21 protein-coding genes are annotated in these 23,519 nt (G+C 73.6%); 8 read left to right on the top strand and 13 right to left on the bottom strand.

The window, feature by feature from the left end; genetic code table 11:
* The first annotated feature begins 31 nt into the window (after positions 1 to 31).
* Entirely contained in the window at positions 32 to 787 is a 756-nt protein-coding gene (locus tag ABGA99_RS30605; RefSeq protein WP_347579654.1) for a sulfite exporter TauE/SafE family protein, read from the top strand.
* Between the two features lie 65 nt (positions 788 to 852).
* Here the strand turns inward: ABGA99_RS30605 and ABGA99_RS30600 are convergent, their stop codons facing one another.
* From ABGA99_RS30600 to ABGA99_RS30560, 9 genes are all read right to left on the bottom strand, one after another.
* On the bottom strand, positions 853 to 1,662 hold the full coding sequence (locus ABGA99_RS30600; RefSeq protein ID WP_347579749.1) for an HAD family hydrolase: 810 nt from the start codon (positions 1,660 to 1,662) through the stop codon (positions 853 to 855).
* A 112-nt stretch (positions 1,663 to 1,774) separates the two neighbouring features.
* Positions 1,775 to 3,064, bottom strand: coding sequence for a serine--tRNA ligase (gene serS, locus ABGA99_RS30595; protein WP_347579653.1), 1,290 nt, complete (start codon positions 3,062 to 3,064; stop codon positions 1,775 to 1,777).
* A gap of 518 nt (positions 3,065 to 3,582) precedes the next feature.
* On the bottom strand, positions 3,583 to 4,518 hold the full coding sequence (pheA, locus tag ABGA99_RS30590) for a prephenate dehydratase (RefSeq protein ID WP_347579652.1): 936 nt from the start codon (positions 4,516 to 4,518) through the stop codon (positions 3,583 to 3,585).
* Positions 4,519 to 4,736: 218 nt separating this feature from the next.
* Positions 4,737 to 6,026 (bottom strand): iron uptake transporter deferrochelatase/peroxidase subunit, encoded by a 1,290-nt coding sequence (efeB, locus tag ABGA99_RS30585; protein WP_347583878.1) that lies wholly within the window; start codon positions 6,024 to 6,026, stop codon positions 4,737 to 4,739.
* Positions 6,023 to 8,395: a copper resistance protein CopC gene (locus tag ABGA99_RS30580; protein ID WP_347583877.1), complete on the bottom strand. Its 2,373-nt coding sequence runs from the start codon at positions 8,393 to 8,395 to the stop codon at positions 6,023 to 6,025. Before ABGA99_RS30580 ends, efeB begins: the two co-directional genes overlap by 4 nt.
* 10 nt (positions 8,396 to 8,405) lie before the next feature.
* Positions 8,406 to 8,915, bottom strand: coding sequence for a copper chaperone PCu(A)C (locus tag ABGA99_RS30575; protein ID WP_347579649.1), 510 nt, complete (start codon positions 8,913 to 8,915; stop codon positions 8,406 to 8,408).
* The gene (locus ABGA99_RS30570) at positions 8,912 to 9,577 is read right to left on the bottom strand and encodes an SCO family protein (protein WP_347579648.1); all 666 of its coding nucleotides are present in this window, start codon (positions 9,575 to 9,577) and stop codon (positions 8,912 to 8,914) included. The genes ABGA99_RS30575 and ABGA99_RS30570 overlap by 4 nt, the downstream gene beginning before the upstream one ends.
* A 92-nt stretch (positions 9,578 to 9,669) precedes the next feature.
* On the bottom strand, positions 9,670 to 10,443 hold the full coding sequence (locus ABGA99_RS30565) for a YcnI family protein (RefSeq protein WP_347579647.1): 774 nt from the start codon (positions 10,441 to 10,443) through the stop codon (positions 9,670 to 9,672).
* 170 nt (positions 10,444 to 10,613) lie between these two features.
* Positions 10,614 to 11,516: a hypothetical protein gene (locus ABGA99_RS30560; protein WP_347583876.1), complete on the bottom strand. Its 903-nt coding sequence runs from the start codon at positions 11,514 to 11,516 to the stop codon at positions 10,614 to 10,616.
* Positions 11,517 to 11,650: 134 nt separating this feature from the next.
* Between ABGA99_RS30560 and ABGA99_RS30555 the strand changes: the two genes are divergently transcribed.
* On the top strand, positions 11,651 to 12,106 hold the full coding sequence (locus tag ABGA99_RS30555; protein WP_347579645.1) for an ATP-binding protein: 456 nt from the start codon (positions 11,651 to 11,653) through the stop codon (positions 12,104 to 12,106).
* Between the two features lie 505 nt (positions 12,107 to 12,611).
* Entirely contained in the window at positions 12,612 to 13,748 is a 1,137-nt protein-coding gene (locus ABGA99_RS30550; protein WP_347583875.1) for a CARDB domain-containing protein, read from the top strand.
* Between the two features lie 116 nt (positions 13,749 to 13,864).
* Here ABGA99_RS30550 and ABGA99_RS30545 read toward each other — a convergent pair whose 3' ends face one another.
* Positions 13,865 to 14,569: a hypothetical protein gene (locus ABGA99_RS30545; protein ID WP_347583874.1), complete on the bottom strand. Its 705-nt coding sequence runs from the start codon at positions 14,567 to 14,569 to the stop codon at positions 13,865 to 13,867.
* A 226-nt stretch (positions 14,570 to 14,795) separates the two neighbouring features.
* Here ABGA99_RS30545 and ABGA99_RS30540 point away from each other — a divergent pair, with 226 nt between their 5' ends.
* From ABGA99_RS30540 to ABGA99_RS30530, 3 genes are all read left to right on the top strand, one after another.
* Positions 14,796 to 15,536 carry a hypothetical protein gene (locus tag ABGA99_RS30540; RefSeq protein WP_347579642.1) on the top strand — a complete coding sequence of 247 codons (741 nt, stop codon included), beginning with the start codon at positions 14,796 to 14,798 and terminating at the stop codon, positions 15,534 to 15,536.
* A gap of 75 nt (positions 15,537 to 15,611) precedes the next feature.
* Positions 15,612 to 16,871, top strand: a complete 1,260-nt coding sequence (locus ABGA99_RS30535; protein WP_347583873.1) for a P1 family peptidase — start codon at positions 15,612 to 15,614, stop codon at positions 16,869 to 16,871.
* Between the two features lie 166 nt (positions 16,872 to 17,037).
* On the top strand, positions 17,038 to 18,363 hold the full coding sequence (locus ABGA99_RS30530) for a glutamate decarboxylase (RefSeq protein WP_347583903.1): 1,326 nt from the start codon (positions 17,038 to 17,040) through the stop codon (positions 18,361 to 18,363).
* Between the two features lie 176 nt (positions 18,364 to 18,539).
* On the opposite strand, the gene ABGA99_RS30525 is transcribed toward ABGA99_RS30530, so the two are convergent.
* From ABGA99_RS30525 to ABGA99_RS30515, 3 genes are all read right to left on the bottom strand, one after another.
* Positions 18,540 to 19,634 carry a DUF3533 domain-containing protein gene (locus ABGA99_RS30525; protein WP_347583872.1) on the bottom strand — a complete coding sequence of 365 codons (1,095 nt, stop codon included), beginning with the start codon at positions 19,632 to 19,634 and terminating at the stop codon, positions 18,540 to 18,542.
* 67 nt (positions 19,635 to 19,701) lie between these two features.
* Complete coding sequence (locus ABGA99_RS30520) at positions 19,702 to 20,805, bottom strand: ionic transporter y4hA (RefSeq protein WP_347579639.1); 1,104 nt, start codon at positions 20,803 to 20,805, stop codon at positions 19,702 to 19,704.
* A 135-nt stretch (positions 20,806 to 20,940) separates the two neighbouring features.
* On the bottom strand, positions 20,941 to 21,882 hold the full coding sequence (locus ABGA99_RS30515; protein ID WP_347579638.1) for an AraC family transcriptional regulator: 942 nt from the start codon (positions 21,880 to 21,882) through the stop codon (positions 20,941 to 20,943).
* 83 nt (positions 21,883 to 21,965) lie between these two features.
* Between ABGA99_RS30515 and ABGA99_RS30510 the strand changes: the two genes are divergently transcribed.
* Positions 21,966 to 22,808 carry an NAD(P)H-binding protein gene (locus ABGA99_RS30510; protein WP_347579637.1) on the top strand — a complete coding sequence of 281 codons (843 nt, stop codon included), beginning with the start codon at positions 21,966 to 21,968 and terminating at the stop codon, positions 22,806 to 22,808.
* The gene (locus tag ABGA99_RS30505; protein ID WP_347579636.1) at positions 22,801 to 23,316 is read left to right on the top strand and encodes a DUF1772 domain-containing protein; all 516 of its coding nucleotides are present in this window, start codon (positions 22,801 to 22,803) and stop codon (positions 23,314 to 23,316) included. Before ABGA99_RS30510 ends, ABGA99_RS30505 begins: the two co-directional genes overlap by 8 nt.
* Positions 23,317 to 23,519: the final 203 nt, after the last annotated feature.

The raw sequence follows: 23,519 nt of genomic DNA, 5'->3' as shown, positions 1-23,519 counted from the left end.
CGGACCGACCCAACGGAACGAGGACGCCGCCGTGGAACCGCTCGAAGCCGTCGCGCTCGCCGGCGCCGGACTGGTGGCCGGCGGCATGAACGCGGTCGTCGGCTCCGGCACCCTGATCACCTTCCCGACGCTCCTCGCCCTCGGCTACCCGCCGGTCCTCGCGAACGTCTCCAACACCCTCGGCCTCGTCCCCGGCGTCGCCGGCGCCGTCTACGGCTACCGCCGCGAGCTGCGCGGCCAGCGCCGCCGCATCCTGCGCTTCGGCACCGCCTCCCTCATCGGCGGCCTGGCCGGCGCACTGCTGCTCCTGCAACTGCCCGCCGAGGCGTTCCAGGCAGTCGTCCCCGCCCTGATCCTGACGGCCTGCGCCCTGGTCCTCCTCCAGCCCGTCCTCGCCCGCCGGCTCGCCGAGCGCAGCGAGGACGACGACAAGGACGGCGGCACCCCGATGTGGGTCGGCGTCCTCGGTACGGGCATCTACGGCGGCTACTTCGGGGCCGCCCAGGGCGTCATCCTCATGGGCCTGTTCGGCACCTTCGTCCGCGACGACCTCCAGCGCCTCAACGCCGTCAAGAACGTTCTCGCCGCCCTGGTCAACGGGGTCGCGTCGATCGTCTTCATCATCGTCACCGACGTCGACTGGACCGCGGCCGGCATCATCGCCCTCGGCTCGACTCTCGGCGGCTTCCTGGGCGCCCACCTGGGCCGCAAGCTCACCCCGACCCTGATGCGCGCGATCATCGTCACCGTCGGCACCACCGCCGCGCTCACGATGATCATCCGCTGACTCCGCGCCGCCGCCGCCCGCCGGCAGGCAGGACGGCGGGCGGTGCGGCCCCCGCGGGTACGCGCCTAGCCGAACACCCGGTCCAGCACCATCGCGATGCCGTCCTCGTCGTTCGACCCCGTCACCTCGTCCGCCACCGCGACCAGCTCCGGGTGCGCTCCCGCCATCGCGACCCCGTGGCCGGCCCAGCGGAACATCGGTATGTCGTTCGGCATGTCCCCGAAGGCGATCGTCTCCGCGCCCTTGACCCCGAGCCGGCGGGCCGCGATCGACAGGCCGGTGGCCTTGCTCAGCCCGTGGGGCAGCACCTCGACGGTGTCGGCGCCGGCGAGGACCACCTCGACGAGGTCGCCGACCGTGTCGCGGGCGGCGGCCGTCAGCGCGTCGTCGTCCAGCTCCGCGTGCTGGATGTAGAGCTTGCCGATCGGCTGGGCCCACAGCTCGGCGCGCTCCGCCACCCGGCGGACCGGCAGGTCCTCGCGGGCCACCGCGCGAAAGCCGGGGCCGAAGAGCACCTCGCCCGCGAGCCCGTCCGCGCTGGCGGCCACCGCGACCTCGCCGACCTCGGCCTCCAGCTTCGCCACCGCGTCGGCGGCGAGACGCCGGTCGAGGGTCACGGAGGTCAGCAGCCGGTGCTCGCCCGCGTCGTACACCTGCGCGCCCTGGCCGCAGACGGCCAGGCCCTCGTAGCCCAGCTCGTCGAGTATGTGCCGGGTCCAGGCCACGGCGCGGCCGGTGACGACGATGTGCGCCGCGCCCCGCGCGCACGCCGCCTCGATCGCCGCGCGCGTACGCGGGGAGACCGTCTCGTCGCTGCGCAGCAGCGTGCCGTCGAGGTCGGTCGCGATGAGCCGGTACGGAAGCGCGCCGCTCATGCCGCCCGGCCCTCGCCGCACGCCGCTGCCGTACGCGCCTCGCAGCCCCACGCCGCCGCCGTACGGGCCGCTGCCGCAGGCGCCTCGCCGGTCCGTGCCCCGCCCCCGCCGCTCATGTGGCGACCGGCTCCAGCAGCTCGCGCCCGCCCAGGTACGGCCGCAGCACCTCCGGCACCACCACCGAGCCGTCCGGCTGCTGGTGCGTCTCCAGGATCGCCACGATCGTCCGCGGCACCGCGCACAGCGTCCCGTTCAGCGTGGCCAGCGGGCGGGCCGCCTTCTTCTGGCCCTGCCCGTCGCGCATCCGCACCGACAGCCGCCGCGCCTGGAACTCCCCGCAGTTCGACGTCGACGTCAGCTCCCGGTACTTGCCCTGCGTCGGGATCCACGCCTCGCAGTCGTACTTCCGCGCCGCCGACGCGCCCAGGTCGCCCGAGGCCACGTCGATCACCCGGTACGCCAGGCCGAGCGCGGACAGCCACTGCTTCTCCCAGTCCAGCAGCCGCGCGTGCTCCGCCTCGGCGTCCTCCGGGGCCACGTAGGAGAACATCTCGACCTTGTCGAACTGGTGCACCCGGATGATGCCGCGGGTGTCCTTGCCGTGCGAGCCCGCCTCGCGGCGGAAGCAGGGCGAGAACCCCGCGTAGCGCAGGGGCAGCCGGTCGGCCTCGATGATCTCGTCCATGTGGTACGCCGCGAGCGTGACCTCCGAGGTGCCGACGAGGTAGAAGTCGTCGCGCTCCAGGTAGTACACGTCCTCGGCGGCCTGGCCGAGGAAGCCCGTGCCCTCCATGGCGCGCGGCTTGACCAGCGCGGGGGTGAGCATCGGGGTGAAGCCGGCGGCGGTGGCCTGGGCGATCGCCGCGTTGACCAGGGCCAGCTCCAGCAGGGCGCCGACGCCCGTCAGGTAGTAGAAGCGCGAGCCGGAGACCTTCGCGGCGCGCTCGGTGTCGATGGCGCCGAGGATGCGGCCCAGCTCCAGGTGGTCGCGCGGCTCGAAGCCCTCGGCGGCGAAGTCGCGCGGGGTGCCGACGGTCTCCAGCAGCGCGAAGTCGTCCTCGCCGCCGACGGGCACGTCGGGATGCACCACGTTCGCCAGGCGCAGCAGCAGGGCCTGCGTCTCGGCGGCGGCCTCGTCCTGCGCGGCGTCGGCGGCCTTGACGGAGGCGGACAGCTCGCCGGTGCGCCGCAGCAGCTCCTGCTTCTCCTCGCCCTGCGCGCGCGGGATCAGCTTGCCGAGCTGCTTCTGCTCGCCCCGCAGCTCGTCGAAGCGCGTACTGGACGACCTGCGCCGCTCGTCGGCGGAGAGCAGCGCGTCGACGAGGCCGACATCCTCTCCACGGGCGCGCTGCGACGCGCGCACTCGGTCGGGGTCCTCACGGAGCAGGCGAAGGTCAATCACGGGAGTCAGGTTACCGGGGTACGCGGACAGGCTCGACGCCGATTTCCACCCCTGTGGATTTCTCGGCGCTTTGTGGTGAATAGACGGTTTTGTGGAGCACTCTTCTCACCGCATGGAGAAAAGGTGTGTGAAGGTGCAATCGGGACATAAGGTCCACCTACGTCCGCGGTGCGCACGGCAGTTGGGGAATCCTTTTCCACAGGTGGCCGCGGATCCTCAAAGTTATCCACAGGCGGGGGAGGCGGCCTGTGGAAGCCGGGGAAGATCGTTCCGTAGGGCCGGTGCTGGCGCAGGAATTCCCCGATACGCCCCCGGCTACACACCCTTTGGAGCGGAATTGCCTACCGCCTTGGAGTGGATCAAGGGAATTGCCGTGACGAGTAACCATCTGAGCAGTTGGACGCCGGAAATCGATCACTAGACAGATTTGTCGACATTGCCCGTTCGGACACCGGAGTTATGCACAGCCGACCTCGACAGCCTGTGGATAACTTTGCGAACTGTGCACAGACCCCAGGTCAGGCCCGGCCGTCCAGACACCGCGTCAGCCAGTCGGACGCCTCCGCGAAGGCCGTGTCGGACGTCCCCAGCCGCAGCGGCTGCACATCCGCGGGCGACAGCCCTGCGCGGGGGTACGAACCGAGGAACCGCACCCGCGGACAGATCCGCTTCAGCCCCATCATCGCCTCGCCCACCCGGCGGTCGGTGATGTGCCCCTCGCAGTCCACCGAGAAGCAGTACCGCCCGATACCCTCGCCCGTCGGCCGCGATTCGATGCGCAGCAGGTTGACGCCCCGCACCGCGTACTCCTGCAGCAGCTCCATCAGCGCGCCCGGGTGGTCGTCGCCGAGCCAGATCACGACCGACGTCTTGTCCGCGCCCGTCGGTGCCGCCGGCCGCGCCGGGCGGCCGACGAGGACGAACCGGGTCTCCGCGTTCTCCGCGTCGTGGATGTCGGAGACCAGCGGCTCCAGCCCGTACACCGACGCCGCGAACTCGCCCGCGAACGCGCCGTCCACCCGCCCCTCCTGCACCTGCCGCGCGCCGTCCGCGTTGGACGCCGACGACTCCCACACCGCATCCGGCAGATGCCCCGCCAGCCAGCGCCGCACCTGCGGCTGGGCCACCGGGTGCCCGGTGACGGTCTTGATGTCCGCCAGCTTCGTCCCCGGCCGCACCAGCAGCGCGAACGCGATCGGCAGCAGCACCTCGCGGTAGATCATCAGCGGCTCGCCGAGCGCCAGCTCGTCGAGCGTGGCGGTCACGCCGCCCTCCACGGAGTTCTCGATCGGCACCAGCGCGCCCGAGGCGCCCCCGCTGCGCACCGAGTCCAGCACCGCCGGCACCGAGACCATCGGCACCAGCTCGCGCGTCGCCGCCTCGGGGAGGGTGCGCAGCGCGGCCTCGGTGAAGGTGCCCTCGGGGCCGAGATAGGTGAAGCGGCTGGCGGACATGGGGGCGGCTCCTCGTGGGCGTCGGCGAGACGGCCACGATACCCACGGGGGCGGGGCGGGGAGTGCCGGTCCGGGGAACGGACGATCATGGAGCGGGCCGGCGCGGGAGCCGGGTGCCCGTGCCGTACGAACAACCGGGCGGGCCTCTGCCGTACGAACCCCGGCGGGCCCCCTTCCGTACCGACGCAGCCGTGCCGTACCGCGCGTACGGCCCCCGCTCAGCCCTCCAGCAGCCGCTGTCCCACGTACTCGCCCTCCGCCGCCCCGCCCGGCACCGCGAACAGCCCGCTCGCCTCGTGCTGCAGGAAGCGCGACAGCCCGTCACCCCGGTCCAGCTTGCGCTGCACCGGCACGAAGCCCTTCAGCGGATCCGCCTGCCAGGCGACGAAGAGCAGCCCGGCGTCGGGCACCGGTCCGTCCTTGGTGTCCAGATAGCCGTCGTGGTACGAGAACGAGCGGCGCAGCATCGTCGCCCCGCCGTTCGACTCCGGCGCCGCCACCCGTACGTGCGCGTCCCCCGCGATGGCGAGGGAGCCGTCCGCGAGTTGTTTGTTCATGTCCACCGGCGTCGTCTCCTCCCCGCCCGACAGCGGGGCACCGTCCGACCTGCGGCGCCCGATGACGTGCTCCTGCCGCTCCGGCGACAGGTGGTCCCAGGTGTCGAGCAGCATCCGGATCCGGCGGAACACCGCGTACGAGCCGCCCGCCAGCCACTCCTGCCCGCCGTCCGCGGGCACGAAGACGTGCCGGTCGAAGTCCGGGTCCTCGGGCCGGGGGTTGTTGGTGCCGTCGACCTGCCCCATCAGGTTGCGGGCCGTACGGGGCCGGTCGGTGGCGCCCGGGGTGCGGTTGAAGCCGCTCATCTGCCAGCGCAGCACCGCCGCGTCGCCCGCGCGGCGCTGGAGCGTGCGCAGCGCGTCGAACGCCACCAGGGCGTCGTCGGCGCCGATCTGCAGCCACAGGTCGCCGTCGCTGCGCCGCGCGTCCAGCGCGTCGGCGGAGAACGGCGGCAGCGGGGCGAGCCCGTCCGGGCGCCGGGCGGCCAGGCCGGTGCGGTCGAAGAACGTGCGCCCGAAGCCGAACGTCACGGTCAGCGCCGCGGGACCGGCGTCGAGCGCGCTGCCGGTGCCGGCCGCCGCCTCCTTGCCCTCGCTCAGCTCGCGGGCCGTCGCCGACCACCTCTTGAGCAGCGCCGCGGCCGCCTTGCGCCCCGCGCCCGGGGCCAGGTCGAAGGCGGCGAAGTGGCCCGCGGCCTGCAGCGGGGTGGTGATGCCCGCCTGGTGGGTGCCGTGGAACCGCACGCTGTTCGCGCCGATCGACGTCAGCGGCGCGGGGGGCGCGTCCCGCAGCGCCTCGGCGGCGGCCGCGCCGGAGGCGCCGCCGGCGAGGAGCCCCGCCGCCCCGGCGGCCCCCGCCGCGCCGACGAGGCGGCGGCGGGAGACCGGGTGCCGGGGGGCGTCGGCGGTTTCGGTTTCCGGTGCGGTGCGGGCGGAACGTGTCGAACTCACGGGATCGTCAACTTCTTCTCTTCTGTCACCTGGTCGATGGGCGAGGTGCGCACGGTCATCCGGAGGGTCCACTCCCCGGGCATCGGGAGCTGCACGCCGGTGGCGGCCCAGTGCCCGTTCTCGACGGGGGTGGGGACGACGTCGAGCGGGCCGACGTTCTTCTCCTCCAGCGTGAAGGAGAGCCGTACCTCGGGGACGTTGAGGAGCTGGTTGTTGGCGTCCGTGAGGTAGATGTGCAGCTGGTTGTCGCCGGTACGACCGGGGTCCACGGTGATCTCCGCGGTCCCGGCGCCGCCCTGCCCGCCCGTGTCGTACGGGATCTTCGCCTTGACCGGCCCGACCGGCTGCCGCTGCGCCGCCTCGGCCGCGGCCTGCTCGGTCTCGGCCCTGCCGGGCTGGGTGCCCGTCAGGAGAGTCACGACGGAGAGCAGTACGACGGCGAGGACGGTCTCCACAAGGACCGACTGGCGCAGACCCCGGCGCACGGGGTCGGAGTCGCGCTCCTTGCGCGCGCGGTTCGCGTCGACGGCGGCCCGCTGGCGGGCGAGCTCCGCGGCCCGGCCGGGATCGTCGCCGGTGCCGGACCCGTCGCCGGTGCCGGACCCGGCATCCGCGTCGGGCCCGTCGCCGGGGGCCTCGTCATCCGGTACGGAGCCGGTGCCGGAACCCGTGCCGGATCCCTGCGCCGGCACCGAGACGCCGTCCGACGCCCCGTCCGCGGAGGCGGTAGAGCCGGTGGAGGCAGTGGAGGCAGTGGAGGCGGCCGGCGCTGTGCCGGAACCGGCCCCGCCGCCCGTACCCGCCGCCGCGGTGGCGCCGGCGTGGACGAGCTGCGCCTCCGCCGTCTCGCCCTCCTGCTCCGCGCGCGCCGCGAGCCCCGAACCGGCCAGCCGCTGCGTCCAGCGCCGCGACGTCCAGCCCGCGGTGATCAGCACCGCGACCAGCCCCAGCTTTACCAGCAGCAACTGCCCGTACGAGGTGTCCGTCAGCGCGCTCCAGCTCCCCAGCCCGCGCCACGCCTGGTACAGCCCCGTCGCGGCGAGCACCGACACCGACGTCAGCGCCAGCCGCGAGAAGCGGCGTATGACGTACGACGGGACCCGCGGCCCGAGGCGCAGACTCAGCGCCAGCGAGGTGAGGCCGCCGAGCCAGACGGCGACGGCCAGCAGGTGCAGCATCGTCATCGGCACGGCCAGCCACGGCTGGATGCCGGTGGAGGCGTGCTCGGCCATGCCCCACGTCGCGGCGAGGCCGACGGCGACCACGCCGCCGCCGAGCCCGAGGCCGATGGCCAGGTCGCGGCTCCGTGCGGCGTCGTCCTCGGCGGGGGCGGGCCGGGTGGCGGTCTCGGTGGCGGGCCCGGTGGCGGTCCCGGCGGCCGGTTCGCCGGCGTCCTGCTCGACGGCCGTGGCGGAGCCGGCGTCCGGCCCCGTACCCGTATCGGCACCCTCACCGGCATCGGCACCCGTGTCGGCATCCGCGCCCGCGCCCGCTTTCGCGTCCGCCTCCGCACGCGCGCCCTTCGCGCCGGGCGCGGACTCCCGCCCGTACACCCCGAACAGCACCGCCAGCACCACCGCCGCCGCGCCCAGCAGCAGCAGCCGCGACAGCAGCGCCGTGCCCGGCCGGGTCTCCAGCACGTCCCGCAGTGAGTCGAGCCCGAAGTCGGCGCCCGTGTACGGCCCGCGCAGCAGCAGCAGCGCCACGGTGGCGGCGAACAGCAGCGCCCACCCCCCGCTCGCCACCCGGCGCACGACCCGGTTGCGCCCGCCGCACACGCCCGCGAACACCGCGCCGCCGACGAGCAGCACGAAGCCCGCGTACGCCACGTAGCGCGCGGTGTCGTACAGCGCCTGGGCGCTGCCGTTGTCCTCGCCCGCCTCGGACACCGCCACCGTCGTCTTCGACGGCTTGCCCACGGAGAAGGTGAACGCGCCGGAGATCGGATGGCTGTCCGCGGACACGGTCTTCCAGACCACGGTGAACGTGCCGTCGGGCAGCCCGGGGCGCAGCGCGGTCGTCGCCGTCTTGGTGTTGCCGTCGAGGTGGGCGGCGCCGCCCCTGGTGACGTCGTTCCCGTCGGGGTCGAGGACGCGGATGGCGTCGTCGGCCAACTGGACGCTCTCGGAGAAGTCGAGCGTGACGGCCTGCGGCGCTTCCTGGACGATCGAGCCCTCGGCGGGGTCGGTGCCGGTGAGCGCGGCGTGCGCCGCGGCCGGGGTGGCGCCCGGGACCAGGACGCACAGCAGGGCGGCGACGGCGGCGCACAACGCCCCGAGCGCACGCCTGCGATGCGCGCCCCCGGGATGCATCGAGCGCCGGCGGATCGGTGCGCGGCGGGCTCGGTGGAGCTGTCCGGTTGGGGTCATGACACGCCTCTCACTCCGCGGGGCGGTACGTCGTCGGCTGCACCGGCACCTCGACCTCGATCGGCTCCGACTCGGCGAAGTGCAGCACGAAGGACACCTTCTCGCCAACCTCCGGTTTGCGATCCAGCTTCTCCAGCATCAGATGGGCGCCTCCGCGGGCGAGGGTCAGCTCGCCGCCCGCGGGCACGTCGAGGCCGTCGACGGCGCGCATCCGCTCACCCTCTGTGGTGTGCATCGTGACGTCGTCGGCGAGGTCGGTGCTGACGGCGGTGAGCCGGTCGTCGGCCGCGCCGTCGTTGCGTACGGTCAGATAGCCGGCGGCGAGGTCCTTCATCACCGGCTGCGGTACGAAGCCGGCCTCGGCGCGCAGCCGGGGGCCGGTGCCAGGGCCGGTGCCGGAGCCGTCGCCGGACTCCGCCTTCGTCTGCGTACCGGCATCGTCGCCGGAACACGCGCCCAGGCCGAGGGCGAGGGACAGGGCGGCCGCAGTAACTACTGAGACCCGGCGCGTACGCCTCACGGCTTCTGTCCCCTGACCAGCTTCGGCATGTCCTTCGCGTACTGATCGGCCGTCACCCCGGCCAGATACAGCACGTGCGCCTTGTCGTCCTTCGGCGAGTACGCCAGCACCTCGGCGCCGTGGCTGACGGTGATGCTGCCGTCCTTCTCCTTCACCGGCTTCTCCAGATGCACGCCGACGCTCCGCGCGGCGTCCCTGACCGCGGCGAAGTCGCCGGTCAGGCCGATGAAGTCCTTGTCCTGGGCGTCGAGCCACTCGCCCATCCGGCGCGGGGTGTCGCGCTCGGGGTCGGTGCTGACCATGACGACCTGCAGTTCGTCCTGCTCGGCGCGGGGCAGCTTCTGCTTGGCGATGGCGATGTCGCTCATCGTCGTGGGGCAGACGTCGGGGCAGTTGGTGTAGCCGAAGAACAGGAGGGTGGGCTTGCCCGCCGTCTCGGCGACGAGGTCGTACTCCTCGCCCTCCGTGTCGGTCAGGACGAGGTCCGGTTTCTCCTTGGGGGTGTCGAGGACGACACCGGGTTTGCTGCTGCCGCCGGAGATCTCCACGGCGGGCTTGGCGCCGTCGTCCCCGGAGTCCGAGCCGCAGGCGGTGAGGGTGAGGGCCGCGCAGGCGGCGAGGGCCGCGGCGGCGTAGGCGGTGGTCTTACGGGTTGTGCGCATGCTGTGTTTCCTTGAGGGGTCGCGGGTGGCCCGCCCGGTGCTGCCGGCCGGGCCACCCCCTTGCGTATACGTGCCGGGTGCGGGTGCCGCGCCTACTGCGCCGCGGACGAGCCGCCCGAGCCGCTCCGCCGCGACAGCACGCCGAACGCGACGCCGCCGGCGCCGAGCACGATGCCGACGATGCCCAGCGTGCGGGCCATCGTGTCGGAGGAGCCGTCGTCGTCGGCGGCGCTGTCGTCGGTGTCCGTGCCCTCGCCCTCGCCCTCGGCGGCGGCGGCTTCGGCGTCGTCACCGTTGCCGGCGTCGTCATCGGCGTCGTCACCGGCACCGCCGTGGCCGCCGTCCTCCGCCGGCGTCAGGGCCAGCACCGGCGCCGGGCTCTCCGGCTCCTCCGCGCCCTCCTCGGGGACCTCGATCCAGCGGACGACCTCGCCGTTGTCGTACGTCTGGACCGCCTTGAACACCAACCGGTCGGCGTCCTCGGGCAGCGCGCCCATGGAGACCGGGAACCGCTGGAACATCCCCGGCTCGACCTTCCCGCCGGACCACGTGACCTTGCTGGCCGCTTCGGTGATCTTCTCGCCGTGCGACTCGATCGGGGTGTCGAGCTCGGCCTGCTCCACCTTCACGTCCCAGCCGGGCACCGGCTCGGGCATGACGGACGTCAGCGGGTGGTCGGTCGGCAGGGTGACCTCCAGCTTGATCGTGGAGGCGTCGTCGCGCTCGTTGGGCACCTTGAAGTTGACGGTGGCGTACCCGCCCTGCTCGGCCTCTCCGGGGTCGATGCTGACGTGCGCGGCGGCCGGCCCGGCGAGGACGAGAACGGCACCGGCGGCGACGGCGGTGCTGACGGACATTCGCCGCATACGGGATGACTTCATGACTGACACACTCCGGTCGGTGTGGATGGATTGGGGGTTGGCGCGCGTGCGGCAGCGGCGCGACCACCCGCTCACCCGAAGCCCCGCGCCCGCGTCCGCCCGTGACGTTCGGGGCGTGCGGCGCGTGGGCCGTAAGCCGGAGGGGTGCCGTCGCGTCAGGCCGCGAGGGCGAGCGCCGGAGGCCCGCGGCGTACGACGGTGTGCTGCAGTTCGCGTACGGTACGGGCGCTCCGCTCGTCGTACGCGGTCGACGCCCCGGGGCGCACGGCCGGCCGGCCCGCGCCGTCGAACCCGGCGTCGATCGCCCGCCGGTAGCGCACGGCGGCGCGCAGCGGGGCGAGGCCGGCGCCGGTGGCGAGGTGCAGCAGGGTCGTCAGCGCCGCGTCGCCGCGGCGCAGCAGCCAGCCGGCGGTGAGGGCGGCGAGGAGGTGGCCGAGGACCATCGGCAGGGAGTACGTGGACAGGTCGAACGCGGCGCCCAGGCCGTCGCCGATCCCGCCGCCGTGCGCCGCGTGCGCGCTTCCCGTACCGCCGGCACCGGCGTCCGGATCGAGCCCGGCGTTGGTGACGATCTCGCGGGCGCGACCCTCGGAGAGGTTCATCGCGGCGTCGTTGCACAGCAGCCGGCGGGCGAGTTCGACGGCCGTACTGCCGCCCTCGCCGCCTGAGCCGCCCGCGTGCGCACCGCCGTGGCCCCCGGCGGCGGCGCCGACGGCGCAGTGCTGCCCGAGTCCGAAGAGCCCGTGCAGCCCGATCTGCCCCACCGCCAGCAGCGCCGCGATCCCGGGCAACGACCGCTCCCGCCCGGCCAGCGGCACGGCCACCGCGAACACCAGCGCCGCGGCGACGCCGAGCGTCCACAGCGGCACCGACTCGTTCGAGGCCAGCACGTGCCCGCCCGCGGACAGCACGACGCAGACCGCGGTGAAGACCGCGGCCCGCAGGAGGCGCAGCTCCACGGTGGCGGGAGCGTGAGGGGCAGCCATGGCGGGCGCCATCATCTCACCGCACAGCCGTACGGTCCCGCCCGGGGCGCCGATCGGCCGGATCCGGACCACCTCACCTCCCACCCCGAAAGGCGGAAGAAACCCCTCCGCCGAATGAGGGTTCTCACGCAACTCGCGTGCTTACGGTGCCGACACAAGGGTTATACGTACCGTATGTCGGGGTGGCGGCCAGGAGGCTGAACGCAATGAGCATGTGGTGGTCCCTGCGACTGCGCCGGGAGGCGGCCAGCGTCCCACTCGCCCGCCGCCTGCTGGTCGGCGCGATGGAGACGGCCGGGGTGGACCCGGACGTCGCCTTCGACCTCTCCCTCGCCCTCACCGAAGCGTGCGCCAACGCCGTCGAACACGGCGGCGCGACCCCCGGCGAGGACTACCGCGTCACCGCCTGCTTCGACGGCGACCGCTGCCACATCGAGGTCATCGACTCCGGCCCCGGCTTCGCCACCCCCACCCCACCCCCCGACTCCCCGGCCACCGCCACACCCCCGACCGACACGGGCGCGGAGGGCGGCCGCGGCCTGTTCCTCATCGCGGAGCTGAGCGACCACGTCGACATCCGCGACCGCCCGGGCCGCGGCGCGGTGGTGAGCTTCGACAAGATCCTCAAATGGCGCGAGGACGCCCCGCTGCAGGCGGCGTGACCCTGCTTCCTGGCCTGGTGGTCTGAGACCTCAACGCTCGGCCGGGATTCACTGCTGCGGGAGATACGCCCGGGTGAAGGCTCTCCCGGGCTGCGCGTGCGTATGCGGTGCACGTGCACGGCCGGCCGGCCTTCGCTGAGCACGTCGTGTGCGGCCGGGCGAGGGCGCCATCGAACGCCCGGCGCGTGCGGGCCATGGGCATACGGCTGCGGTAACCGATCAGTCCTGCCCGATCCGGTGCCGCCTAAGGTCCCGGTGCCGTCAATCCGGTGCCTCGCAAGCTCACTCCGCCGAGTGGCGGGTCCCGCCTTCCGCGGTGGATGTTCCGGCCATTCGACGTGGCGTGGAGGGCGGCGGCAGGGGACGTTTCTGCTGCGGGTAGCGGGTCCGGCGCAGTCCGTGCGGGCCGTGATACGCCGTCGGCTTTCCAGCGGGATCCGCCGCAAAACCCGCCGCGCGGGATTGGCCGGGACCACAGCCCGGACCCTTTCCGCAGCCGCCGCGCATGCCTTGTGATGCCAGCGTCATCAAAGACCTCCCGGCACGTGGACGCGCGGTTCGAGCAGGTGCCACGGCCGGGCGGCGGCGAACCCCCGGCGCGGTCGCCGAACAGCGTCAGTTCACCGACGGCAACACCGCCTGGGGCTACTACACCGGCACGTACACCGTGCCGGACGGCCAGACCCTCACCCGCTTCGCCTTCCGCTCCGTCGCCGCCGCCGGCGGCAACAAGGCGATCGGGAACTTCCTGGACGGGGTGTTCTTCGGCACCGCCCCCGAGGTGGTGCTCACCAAGTCCGCCATCCCCCAGGGACCACTGGAGATCGGTGACGTCATCACCTACCGCATCACCGCGAAGAACGTGGGCGGCGGCGCGGCCGAGGCCCTGACGCTCACCGACCGCATCCCGCCCGGAGCGACCTACCTGCCCGGCTCCCTGCGGATCACCGACGGTCCCAACGCCGGCCCCAAGAGCGACCAGGACGGGGACGACCAGGCGTCCTGCGACGCCCGGGAGGACCGGGTCGTCTTCCATCTGGGCGAGGGCGCCTCCGGCGTACAGCCCGGCAGCCTGCCCCACACCGAAACCCTGCCCGAGGGGACCACGGTGGAATACCGGGTCACCATCGACGCGAGCAGCGCCGGCGGGCAGATCGCCAACGTCGCCACCGCCACCTACGAGAACCGCCTCGGCGACGTCCCCGAGCCACTGACCGCCACGTCCGACGAGGCCGTCACCGATGTCCTGCCGGCCGCCGACCTCACCGTGGTGAAGTCGGCCGACGCCACCACCGTCACCGTCGGCCAGACCGTGACCTACCGCATCACCGTCGGCAACTCCGGACCGAACGACGCCACCGGCGTCACCGTCACCGACCGGCTCCCCGACAGCCTCGCCTTCCTGGCCGCCACCGCCTCTCCGGGCGCCTACGATCCCCGTACCGGGCTCTGGAACGTCGGCGACCTGGCCCACGGCGCCACCGCCACCCTCACCCTGCACGCCAAGGCCACCGCGACCGGCTCCCTCGTCAACACCGCCACCGTGCAGGCCGCCGAGAAGGACCCCGACCCCGCGAACAACACCGACTCGGTCACCATCTGCGTCGAACGCGCCCCCTCCTGCTGCGACCCCTGCGCCTGACCGCCCCCACCAGCCGCGGGACAGCGCGCGTCGAGTGCACGTGAGGGTTCTGGCGCGGAATCGGCAGGTGAGGGCCGGGTGGGCAGCACCCGGTCCCCACAAGGCGAGCACGCCCCCTACTCGAAGCTGACCTCGCCGTGTTCGTCCGCGCGGACGGGCAGGTCGTTCCAGGCGAAGTCGAAGTCGCCGCTCCGGCAGGACCACAGGATGTCCTGGCAGAAGTAGCCGGTGTCCTCACCCGGCGCCGCGGTGAAGACGTCCGGCAGGCGGTCGCAGCGCGGGCCGCGGGGGGCCAGGGGGCCGTCGGCGTCGCTGCGGCCCACGTGCCAGGCGTACGCGGCGTAGACCGCCTTGGCGGTGTGGACGCTGGCGAGGGGGCTGATGTCGTAGCCGGGGCGGGTCTTGCGGGCGGTCTCGCGCGGGGGGTCGGTGCGCGTCACCTCCCAGGGCACCTCCACCTCCGCGTAGCGGACGGTGCAGCGGGTGGTGGCTCCGGCGCGGTCGGGCAGGCCGCCGGTGCAGCGGCCCGCGCGGACGGGGCGGAGGTCGTCGGCCATGAGGAGCGTCGCGCGCTGCAGGCGGACGAGGAGCCGGTCGGTGTCGCTCGCGCCGCGGCCGGCCGCCGGTACGGCCCGCGCGGCGGCGGCGCCGGGCAGGGCGGGGTTCTCACCGCCGGGACGTATCTCGACGGGGCGCCGGTGGCCGCGGACGTCGGAGGGCTCGGGGCGGTCGTCGCAGCGGTGCGACGCCTCCGTACAGCCTGATAAGAGGGTCACCACCGCTGTCACGGCTGCCACGGTGGGGGCCAGGGCGCGGCTCATCACTCCGTTCTACCTCCGGGCACCCTCCCGAACGAAGAGTGCGCCCCGTTCACCCCGGTGCACGCCCCGGCGGCTCCCCGCGCGCGCCCGCGGATCGGCGTGATCTCAGGCGTGTCCGCGGGCGGCTCGGCAGGGGGTACCCCGTCCGCTGCTCCGGTCGTGCGACCGATTTGCCCTGAATGTACGATTCTGGCGTTGTTGCTGTTTCCTTCTGGAAGGAAATCCGATGCCCCGTACGCGGAAAGGGACCCTCGGCGCCCTCGGCGCCACGCTCTGCGCGACCGCTCTGGTCGGCACCGCAGGAGCCGCCCAGGCACAGGACGACAACGGCGTCGCGAAGAAGAGCGCCACGGAGATAGCCACCGCAGCCGTGGACTCCTTCAACGACGCCCGTTCCCTGCACGTCACCACGGAGAGGACGGGGTCCGGCCTCAGCCGTACGGACGTGACCAGCCTCGACGTCTCCGCCGACCGCGACAACAACTGCGTCGGCACCGTCGGCTTCGCCGCCGACGGCGGCAGCCTGGAGGTCATCCGGCACGCCGACAAGGTGTGGCTCAAGGCGAACGCCGCCTGGCTGAGGAACAACCTCCCGTCCGGCCAGTCGCAGGACGTGCAGAAGCTGGAGGGCAAGTTCCTCCAGGGCACCACCCAGGACCAGGGCCTTTCCGACCTCGCCAGGATCTGCAGCATCAACGAGTACCGCGACACCCTCAAGGACGCCACCTCCGTGGCCACCCTGAAGAAGGGCAGCGAGACGACCGTCGGCGGCAAGCCCGTCATCGACGTCACGGGCAAGCACGACGGGACGGACATGACCCTGTCCGTCTCCACCCAGGGCAAGCCGTTCCCGGTGCGGGCGACTTCGAAGGGCGACGGCGATTCGCAGACGACGAACTTCACCTTCGACCAGCCCGTCCCGGACAAGACCCCGCCGGCCGGCGAGACGGTCCCCTGGAGCGGCTGACGCCCCGGCCCGGCCCCGCTGCCCGTCCGCGTCCGCTCCGCCGCGATGTCAGTCCCCGATGTGAGACTGGAGCGCATGAGCGAAGAGCGCGGGCGGGCACGGGACTTCGGCATTCCGCTGACCGGTGAGCCGGGGGCGTGGAACGCGATCACGGACGTGCCCGGCGTCCAGGTCGGGTACGTGACGCTGATCGAGGGCGACGACGTACGGACCGGGGTCACGGCGCTGCTGCCGCGCGGCCGCGACGGCGTCGGCACGCCGTGCGCGGCGGGGTGGCACTCGCTCAACGGCAACGGCGAGATGACCGGCACGGCGTGGCTGGAGGAGAGCGGCGCGCTGGCGGTGCCGGTGCTCCTCACCAACACGTACGCGGTCGGGCCGGTGCACCGCGGCGTGGTCGAGTGGGTGCGCGCGCACCGCAGGGACATGGCGCCGGAGTGGCTGCTGCCGGTGGTCACCGAGACGTGGGACGGGTACCTGCACGACATCCACGGAGCCCACGTCACCCCCGCGCACGCGGGCGCGGCGATCGACGCGGCGGCGGCCGGGCCGGTCGCGGAGGGCGGCGTCGGGGGCGGCACGGGGATGCGGTGCTACGGGTACAAGGGCGGCTCGGGGACGGCGTCGCGCGTGGTGCGGTACGGGGCCGAGCAGTACACGGTCGGGGTCTTCGTGCAGGCCAACTTCGGGGCCCGGCGGGAGCTGACGGTGGCGGGGACGCCGCTGGGGCGCGAGCCGGCGGAGGCGGCACGCGGGGGCGGCGGCGTGGCCGCTACGGGCGCGGGCGGTCGGCCGGCTGCCGGTGCCGGGCCGGCGGACGGTTCGTACGGGAGCCGTGACAGGCCCGCGGAGCCGGTGGATGCCGTACGCTCCGCGAGCCCCGCGGACCCCGAGCGGCCCGTGCCGCCCGGCGCCGGGTCCGTCATCGTCGTCATCGCGACCGACGCGCCGCTGCTGCCCGGCCAGTGCAAGGCCCTCGCCCGGCGGGTGCCGCTGGGCCTGGCCCGTACGGGCACCACCGGCAGCCACTTCTCCGGCGACCTCTTCCTCGCCTTCTCCACCGCCAACGCCGGCGCCCTCACCAGTACGTTCCCGCCGCGCCCCGCCGCGGACGGGGACGCCGGCGGCGCCGGTGACGACGCTCCGTACGAGACGCTGCGCTTCATACCCTGGGGCCGTGTCGACCCCTTCCACACGGCCGTCGTCGAAGCCGTCGAGGAGGCCGTGCTCAACGTGCTGACCGCCGCCGAGCCGATGACCGGCCGCGACGGGCACCACGTGCCCGCGTTCCCGCTCGCGGCCCTCGCCGGACTGCCCGAGGTGCGTACGGACTGACCGGGCCCGCACCCGGCCCCGTACCCGCCCCGCGCGGGCGGCGTGTCGGTCCGTGCCCCGCCGCTCCCGGTGCCCACGATAGGTGCGCCGAGGCGAGAGGAGCCGCACCGTGGCCCTGCACCAGACCGACCGCGGCGTCGCCGGACCGTACGACGACGTCTACGCGATGCCCATCAGCGAGCACGCGCTGCCCAAGTACGTCATGCCCGAGGAGGTCGCCGACCCGCGCGCCGTCAACGCCCTCATCCGCGACGAGCTGGCCCTCGACGGCAACGCCGCACAGAACCTCGCGACGTTCTGCACCACCTGGGCCGAGGCCGAGGTGCACGGTCTCATGGACGAGTGCCTCGGCAAGAACATGATCGACAAGGACGAGTACCCGCAGACCGCGGACATCGAGAACCGCTGCGTGCACATCCTCGCCGACCTGTGGCACTCCCCGCACGGCGAGACCACCATGGGCTGCTCCACCACCGGCTCCAGCGAGGCCGCGATGCTCGGCGGCCTGGCGCTCAAGTGGCGCTGGCGCCGGCGCCGCGAGGCCGAGGGCAAGCCGGCCGACCGGCCGAACCTGGTGTGCGGGCCGGTGCAGGTGTGCTGGGAGAAGTTCGCCCGCTACTTCGACGTCGAGCTGCGCCAGGCGCCGCTGGAGCCGGACGCCACCGGGCTGCGCCCGCACCAGTTGCGCGAGTACGTCGACGAGAACACCATCGGCGTCGTCGCCATCCTCGGCGTCACGTACACCTGCGACTACGAGCCCGTCAAAGAGATCGCCGCCGAACTCGACGCGATCCAGTCCGACACGGGCCTGGACGTGCCCGTGCACGTGGACGCCGCCAGCGGCGGCTTCGTCGCCCCCTTCCTCCGCCCCGAGCTGGAGTGGGACTTCCGCGTGCCGCGGGTGGCGTCCATCAACTCCTCCGGCCACAAGTACGGCATGGCGCCGCTGGGCGTCGGCTGGGCGATCTGGCGCTCCGCCGACCTGCTGCCCGAGGACCTGATCTTCCGCGTCAGCTACCTCGGCGGCGACATGCCGACATTCGCGCTCAACTTCTCCCGGCCCGGCGGCGAGGTCGTCGCGCAGTACTACAACCTGTTGCGGCTGGGCCGCGCGGGCTACCGCCGCATCTACCGCGCGGCGGCCGGCAGCGCCGAGTGGCTGGGCGAGCAGATCGCCGGCATGGGCCCGTTCACCCTGCTGTACGACGGGCGCGGCGCGCTGCCGGCGGTGTCCTGGACGCTGAAGGACCCGGCGGGCGCGGGCTTCACGCTGTACGACGTGACGGAGCAACTGCGGCTGCGCGGCTGGCAGGTGCCCGCGTACCCGCTGCCGCCGCGGCGGCAGGAGACGGTCATCCAGCGGGTGCTGATCAGGCACGGCATCAGCCACGACAAGATCGAGCTGCTGGCGGCGGACGTACGGCAGGCGCTGGAGCGGCTGAAGGACGGGGCCGGGACACCGGCGCCGCACCGGCCGGGCTTCCACCACTGAGCCGCGGGCGCCGGTGCGGTCCATGAGGGAGACGACCGCGCCCGGCACGTTGTCGAGAGGTGTCGCGGGCGGAGACGGATCGTTGTCGGTGGAGCGGCCTACCCTGGGGCGGGAGTGCGGGAGAGGTCCGGTGAGGGCCGGGACGGCCCCGAGGTCCGGGAGGTCCGCGAAGTCCGTCAGACCGGGCGCTGGGCGTCCGACGCGCGGACCCGGGCGAACAGCAGCGTCAGCACCGCCCCGCCCACCGCCCACGCCGAGAGCACCAGCAGCGGCCCCGTCATCGCCCGCCCGTCGAAGTACGCGATCGACCGCACCGTCCACGTCCCCGCGCCCGGGATCAGCGCCGGCCCGATCTCCCGCCAGAACGGCGGCAGCAGCGGATACGGATACGCCCCGCCCGCGCTCGGGTTGCCCGCGATGACGATCACCAGCACCGTCATCCCGATCCCGAGGACGCCCAGCATCCCCTGGAACGCGAACGTCGTCGCCCCCGCCGCACACACCACCAGTGCCCCGAGCGCCGCAAGAGCCGGCACGCCGCCCGGCAGCGCCCCCAGCACCGGCCCGATCACCACCGCACCCAGCACCCCCAGCGCGATCGCGTACAGCACCAGCACCGCCAGCCGGATCACCGCCCGCCGCGGATCCGCCGGACGCGCCCCGTAGCTGACCGCGAGGATCGCCGCGCACAGATACCCGCCGACGCACCACCCCACCACCAGGTAGAACGACGACAACCCCCGCGCGTCCTCCCGGTCCGCCGGAGCCACGTCCACCGTCCGTACGTTCCGGCCCCGCGTCCGCTCCGCCTCCGTCACGACCTGCCGTACCGCGTCCGACAGCGACGGCCCGCCGCCGCTCGCGACCAGCAGCAGATCCGTCGACCCCCGCGCGTCGACGACCAGCGCGCCGTCCAGCGCGCGGTCCCGGATCCGCCCCACCGCGGCGTCCCGCGACGCCACCGCCCGCGCCGACAGCGGCGAGCCCGGCAGCCCGTTCAGCCCGTCGATCAGCTCCCCCCGCGTCTGCGCCGGGGCGAGGACCCCGACCGGGACGTCCTTCGGCTTCGGCGAGTGGAACGCACCCGCGTACGAGGTGATGAACAGCACCCCCAGCGCCAGCACCCCCAGCACCAGCAGCGCGGAACGCGGCGTCACCGCGTCCTTCACCTGACCCCGGAAACTCTCCTCACCGCTCCCCCCGCCGCCCGCGGGCACCCTGCCGTCGGCCGCCCCGCTGCCACCCGGGCCGGCCCCGTCGTCCAGACGCATGCCCCCAGCCTCCGCGACACCCCCCGCCCCCGCACCGCGGAGACACCCGAACGAGTCCGCACCCTCCTCACGGCATCACCGCCAGCACCAGATACGCCGCGAACAACGCCAGATGCACCCCGCCCTGCTGGAGCGTCGCCCGCCCGCGCGTCACCGTCAGCGTCCCCACCACCACCGTCATCGTCAGCAGCACCAACTGGCTGCTCCCCAGCCCCAGCTTCAGCGGCCCCGCCAGCCAGATCGACGCGATCGCCACCGTCGGGATCGTCAGCCCGATACTCGCGATCGCCGACCCGTACGCCAGGTTCAGGCTCGTCTGCACCCGATCCCGGCCCGCCTCCCGCACCGCCGCGATCGACTCCGGCAGCAGCACCAGCAGCGCGATCGCCGCACCCACCGCCGAGCGCGGCAGCTCCGCCGCCTCCAGCCCGTCCTCGATCGCCGGCGACACCCCCTTGGCCAGCCCCACCACACACACCAGCGCCAGCAGGAGCAGCCCGAGACCGAACCACGCCGTCCGCTTCGACGGCCGGTGCGCCGGGTCCTCCAGGTCGTCGATCACCTCGCCGCCCGGCGTCACCGGCAAGAACTCCTCCCGGTGCCGCACCGTCTGCGTCGCCACGAACATTCCGTACAGCGCGATCGACGCCAGCGCTGCGAACGCCAACTGCGCCGTCGCGAACACCGGTCCCGGCTCGCTCGTCGTGAACGTCGGCAGCACCAGACTCAGCCCCGCCAGCGTCGTCACCGTCGCGAGCTGCGTCCCCGTGCCCTCCGCGCTGAAGAACGCCTCCCCGCGACGCAGCGCGACCAGCAGCAGACTGATGCCGACGATGCCGTTGCACGTGATCATCACCGCGGCGAAGACGGTGTCACGGGCCAGCGCGCTCGACTTCTCGCCCCCGTCGACCATCATCGTGACGATCAGCGCCACCTCGATGACCGTCACCGCCACCGCCAGCACCAGCGCCCCGTACGGCTGCCCGATCCGCTCCGCGACCACCTCCGCGTGATGCACGGCGGCGAGCACCGCGGTGATGAGGAAGAAGGAGACGACGCCCGTCAGGACACCGGAGAGCGAGCGCCCCCAGGTGATGGCGAGCATCACGGCGGCGACCGGCGGCACGACGACCGACCAGTGGAGGCGCCGGGAAGCCGTGCGGACGGTCATGTTCCGACAGTCGCACGCGGCACGCGCCCCTGCTCATCAGGCACGGCCGGACGGCGGTCCCGTACGCCCCGGGCCTCCGGGCGGGCCCGGGGGTACGGACCGGGGGGCGCGCCCCGCACGCCCCGGGCCCCGCCCCTACGCCCCCGCCGCCGCCAACCGGTGCTCCTGCGGGCTCACCCCGTGCACCCGCTTGAACGCCGTGCTCAGCGCAAACGGACTCCCGTACCCCACCCGCCGCGCCACCGCACCCACCGTCGCGTCCGGCTCCCGCAGCAGATCCGCCGCCAACGCCAGCCGCCACCCCGTCAGATACGTCATCGGCGGCTCCCCCACCAACTCCGCGAACCGCCGCGCCAGCGCCGCCCGCGACACCCCCGCCCGCACCGCCAGCTCCGCCACCGTCCACGGATGCGCCGGATTATGGTGCAGCAGCTTCAGCGCCCGGCCCACCACCGGATCCCCCTGCGCCCGGTACCACCCCGGCGCCCGCGCCTCCGGCCGCGCGAACCACGCCCGCAGCGCCGCCACCACCAGCAGATCCAGCAGCCGGTCCAGCACCACCTCCTGCGCCGGGTCGTCCCGCGCGATCTCCTCCGCCAGCAGCGGCAGCAGCGGGCAGTCCCACGTGTCCCGGCGCAGCACCACCAGCCGCGGCAGCGCGTCCAGCAGCCGGGCACCGATCTCGCCGGTGTTCTCGTACGAGCCGATGAGCATCATCGCCGAACCGTCGCCGCTGTGCCCCCAGGTCCGTACCCCGAGATCCATCTCTCCGGCGAGGCTCTGCCCGTCCGGCGTCTCGCACCGCCCGCCCCGGTGGATCAGCGCCTGCGGCTCGGTCGCCGGATCGTCGGAGAAGACATACGGATCCGGGCCGCGCATGATCGCGATCTCGCCCTCCCCCACCCGCACCGGCTCCGCGTCGTCGTACGTCACCCACGCCGTACCCCGCGCCTGCGCCACGAGGCACAAGGGCGCCCGGTCCATGATCCGCACCGCCCACGGCGGCTCCAGGATCGCGCGCATCATGAACGCGCCGCGCGCGTGCGGGCTGTCGAGGAGTCCGGCGATCGAATCCATACCCCCCCCAGCGTAGACGCTCACGTATGCGAACGAGCCTTTGAACCATGGAGCGTCCAGCCCGCCACGGCTTCACTGTTCCTATGACCCACACCGGCACCACCACCGAGCAGAACGTCCACCTCATCATCGGCGGCACCGGCAAGACGGGCCGCCACGTCGCCCGGACACTGGCCGCCCGCGGCCACGCCGTGCGCGCCGTCTCCCGCCGCAGCGACACCCCCTTCGACTGGCACGACACCGCCACCTGGACACCCGCCCTCCACGGCATCCGCACCGCCTACCTCACCTACGCCCCCGACCTCGCCGACCCCGCCGCCGCCCCCGCCGTCCGCGCCTTCACCGAGACGGCCGTACGCGCCGGCGTGCAGCGCCTCGTCCTCCTCTCCGGCCGCGGCGAACCCGAATGCCACCCCAGCGAGGACGCCGTCAAGGAGTCCGGCGCCCAGTGGACCGTCGTCCGCTGCGCCTGGTTCATGCAGAACTTCGACGAGGACTTCCTCCTCGAACCCGTCCTCTCCGGCGAACTCGTCCTCCCCGCCGCCGACATCCCCGAGCCGTTCATCGACACCCGCGACATCGCCGACGTCGTGGTCGCGGCCCTCACCGAAGACGGGCACAGTGGGACCACGTACGAACTGAGCGGCCCCCGGCTGATCACGTTCGGCGAGGCCGCCGCCGAGATCGGCAAGGCCACAGGCCGCGACGTGCGCTACGTGCCCGTCACCCCCGAGCAGTTCCGCGAGGTGGTCGCAGGGCACCTGCCGCCGGAGCTCGTCGAGATCTTCGCCGAGCTGTTCACCCGCATACTCGACGGCCGCAACGCCCACCTGACCGACGGCGTCCGCCAAGCCCTGGGGCGAGCGCCCCGCGACTTCACCGACTTCGTGCGCGAAGCCGCCGGCAGAGGGGCCTGGAATGTCTGACTTCCGCACGGCGGCACTGTTCGCGGCCGTCCTCACCACGGGACTGAGCGCCGGCCTCTTCTCCGTCTGGTCGTACTCCGTGATGCCCGGCCTCGCCCGCGTGTCCGACCGCACCTTCGTCGAGAGCTTCCAGCAGATGAACCGGGCCATGATGAACGGCTGGTTCGCCCTCACCTTCGGCGGCGCCCTCGTCTTCCTCCTCCTGGCCGGCGGACTGCTCCTCGGCGCCGACGGCGACCAGAGGTCGAAGCCGCTGCCGTGGCTGATCGCCGCGCTCGCCCTGTACGTGGCCATGCTGGCCATCACCTTCGCGATCAACGTGCCGATGAACAACGAACTCGACGCCGCCGGCGCCGTCGACCAGATCAAGGACCTGGCAGGGCTGCGCGAGCGGGTGGAGGACAGGTGGGTGCGCTGGAACAACGTCCGCTCCGTCGTCACCGTGCTCTCCTTCGCCAGCGTGGGCTGGGCGCTGCTGCAGTACGGACGCGCCACCGGCAAGGAATAGCCGGGTGGCGGGGCGGGGCCGGCACCGGGGGCACGGGGCTCCGGGGCCGGCCTTCGTCATGCGCGGAGCGCGGTACGGAGGGCGCATACGCGCACAGGGGAAAGCCCCCGGCGGGGCGCCTCCGTGTGAACTGGGGAGTATCACGGGGCGGCACCCGCCGGGGGCCGGGGGGGATGGATCAGGGGGTGGGGACGGGGACGGAG

The organism is Streptomyces sp. B5E4 (assembly GCF_039871555.1).
Lineage (GTDB): Bacteria > Actinomycetota > Actinomycetes > Streptomycetales > Streptomycetaceae > Streptomyces.
Note: the sequence above shows the minus strand (reverse complement) of the source record. Positions and strands in the feature narration are given on the sequence as shown.

What these genes read in the sequence shown, in the direction of transcription:
- pheA (WP_347579652.1), bottom strand. Translation starts at nt 4,518, where the DNA reads ATGTCCGCCAGCCGCTTCACCTATCTCGGCCCCGAGGGCACCTTCACC.
- ABGA99_RS30515 (WP_347579638.1), bottom strand. Translation starts at nt 21,882, where the DNA reads ATGGATTCGATCGCCGGACTCCTCGACAGCCCGCACGCGCGCGGCGCG.
- ABGA99_RS30570 (WP_347579648.1), bottom strand. Translation starts at nt 9,577, where the DNA reads ATGCGCACAACCCGTAAGACCACCGCCTACGCCGCCGCGGCCCTCGCC.
- ABGA99_RS30505 (WP_347579636.1), top strand. Translation starts at nt 22,801, where the DNA reads ATGTCTGACTTCCGCACGGCGGCACTGTTCGCGGCCGTCCTCACCACG.
- ABGA99_RS30520 (WP_347579639.1), bottom strand. Translation starts at nt 20,805, where the DNA reads ATGACCGTCCGCACGGCTTCCCGGCGCCTCCACTGGTCGGTCGTCGTG.
- ABGA99_RS30565 (WP_347579647.1), bottom strand. Translation starts at nt 10,443, where the DNA reads ATGCGGCGAATGTCCGTCAGCACCGCCGTCGCCGCCGGTGCCGTTCTC.
- ABGA99_RS30555 (WP_347579645.1), top strand. Translation starts at nt 11,651, where the DNA reads ATGAGCATGTGGTGGTCCCTGCGACTGCGCCGGGAGGCGGCCAGCGTC.
- ABGA99_RS30510 (WP_347579637.1), top strand. Translation starts at nt 21,966, where the DNA reads ATGACCCACACCGGCACCACCACCGAGCAGAACGTCCACCTCATCATC.
- ABGA99_RS30550 (WP_347583875.1), top strand. Translation starts at nt 12,612, where the DNA reads ATGCCTTGTGATGCCAGCGTCATCAAAGACCTCCCGGCACGTGGACGC.
- ABGA99_RS30580 (WP_347583877.1), bottom strand. Translation starts at nt 8,395, where the DNA reads ATGACCCCAACCGGACAGCTCCACCGAGCCCGCCGCGCACCGATCCGC.
- ABGA99_RS30600 (WP_347579749.1), bottom strand. Translation starts at nt 1,662, where the DNA reads ATGAGCGGCGCGCTTCCGTACCGGCTCATCGCGACCGACCTCGACGGC.
- ABGA99_RS30545 (WP_347583874.1), bottom strand. Translation starts at nt 14,569, where the DNA reads ATGAGCCGCGCCCTGGCCCCCACCGTGGCAGCCGTGACAGCGGTGGTG.
- ABGA99_RS30530 (WP_347583903.1), top strand. Translation starts at nt 17,038, where the DNA reads ATGCCCATCAGCGAGCACGCGCTGCCCAAGTACGTCATGCCCGAGGAG.
- ABGA99_RS30525 (WP_347583872.1), bottom strand. Translation starts at nt 19,634, where the DNA reads ATGCGTCTGGACGACGGGGCCGGCCCGGGTGGCAGCGGGGCGGCCGAC.
- ABGA99_RS30535 (WP_347583873.1), top strand. Translation starts at nt 15,612, where the DNA reads ATGAGCGAAGAGCGCGGGCGGGCACGGGACTTCGGCATTCCGCTGACC.
- ABGA99_RS30540 (WP_347579642.1), top strand. Translation starts at nt 14,796, where the DNA reads ATGCCCCGTACGCGGAAAGGGACCCTCGGCGCCCTCGGCGCCACGCTC.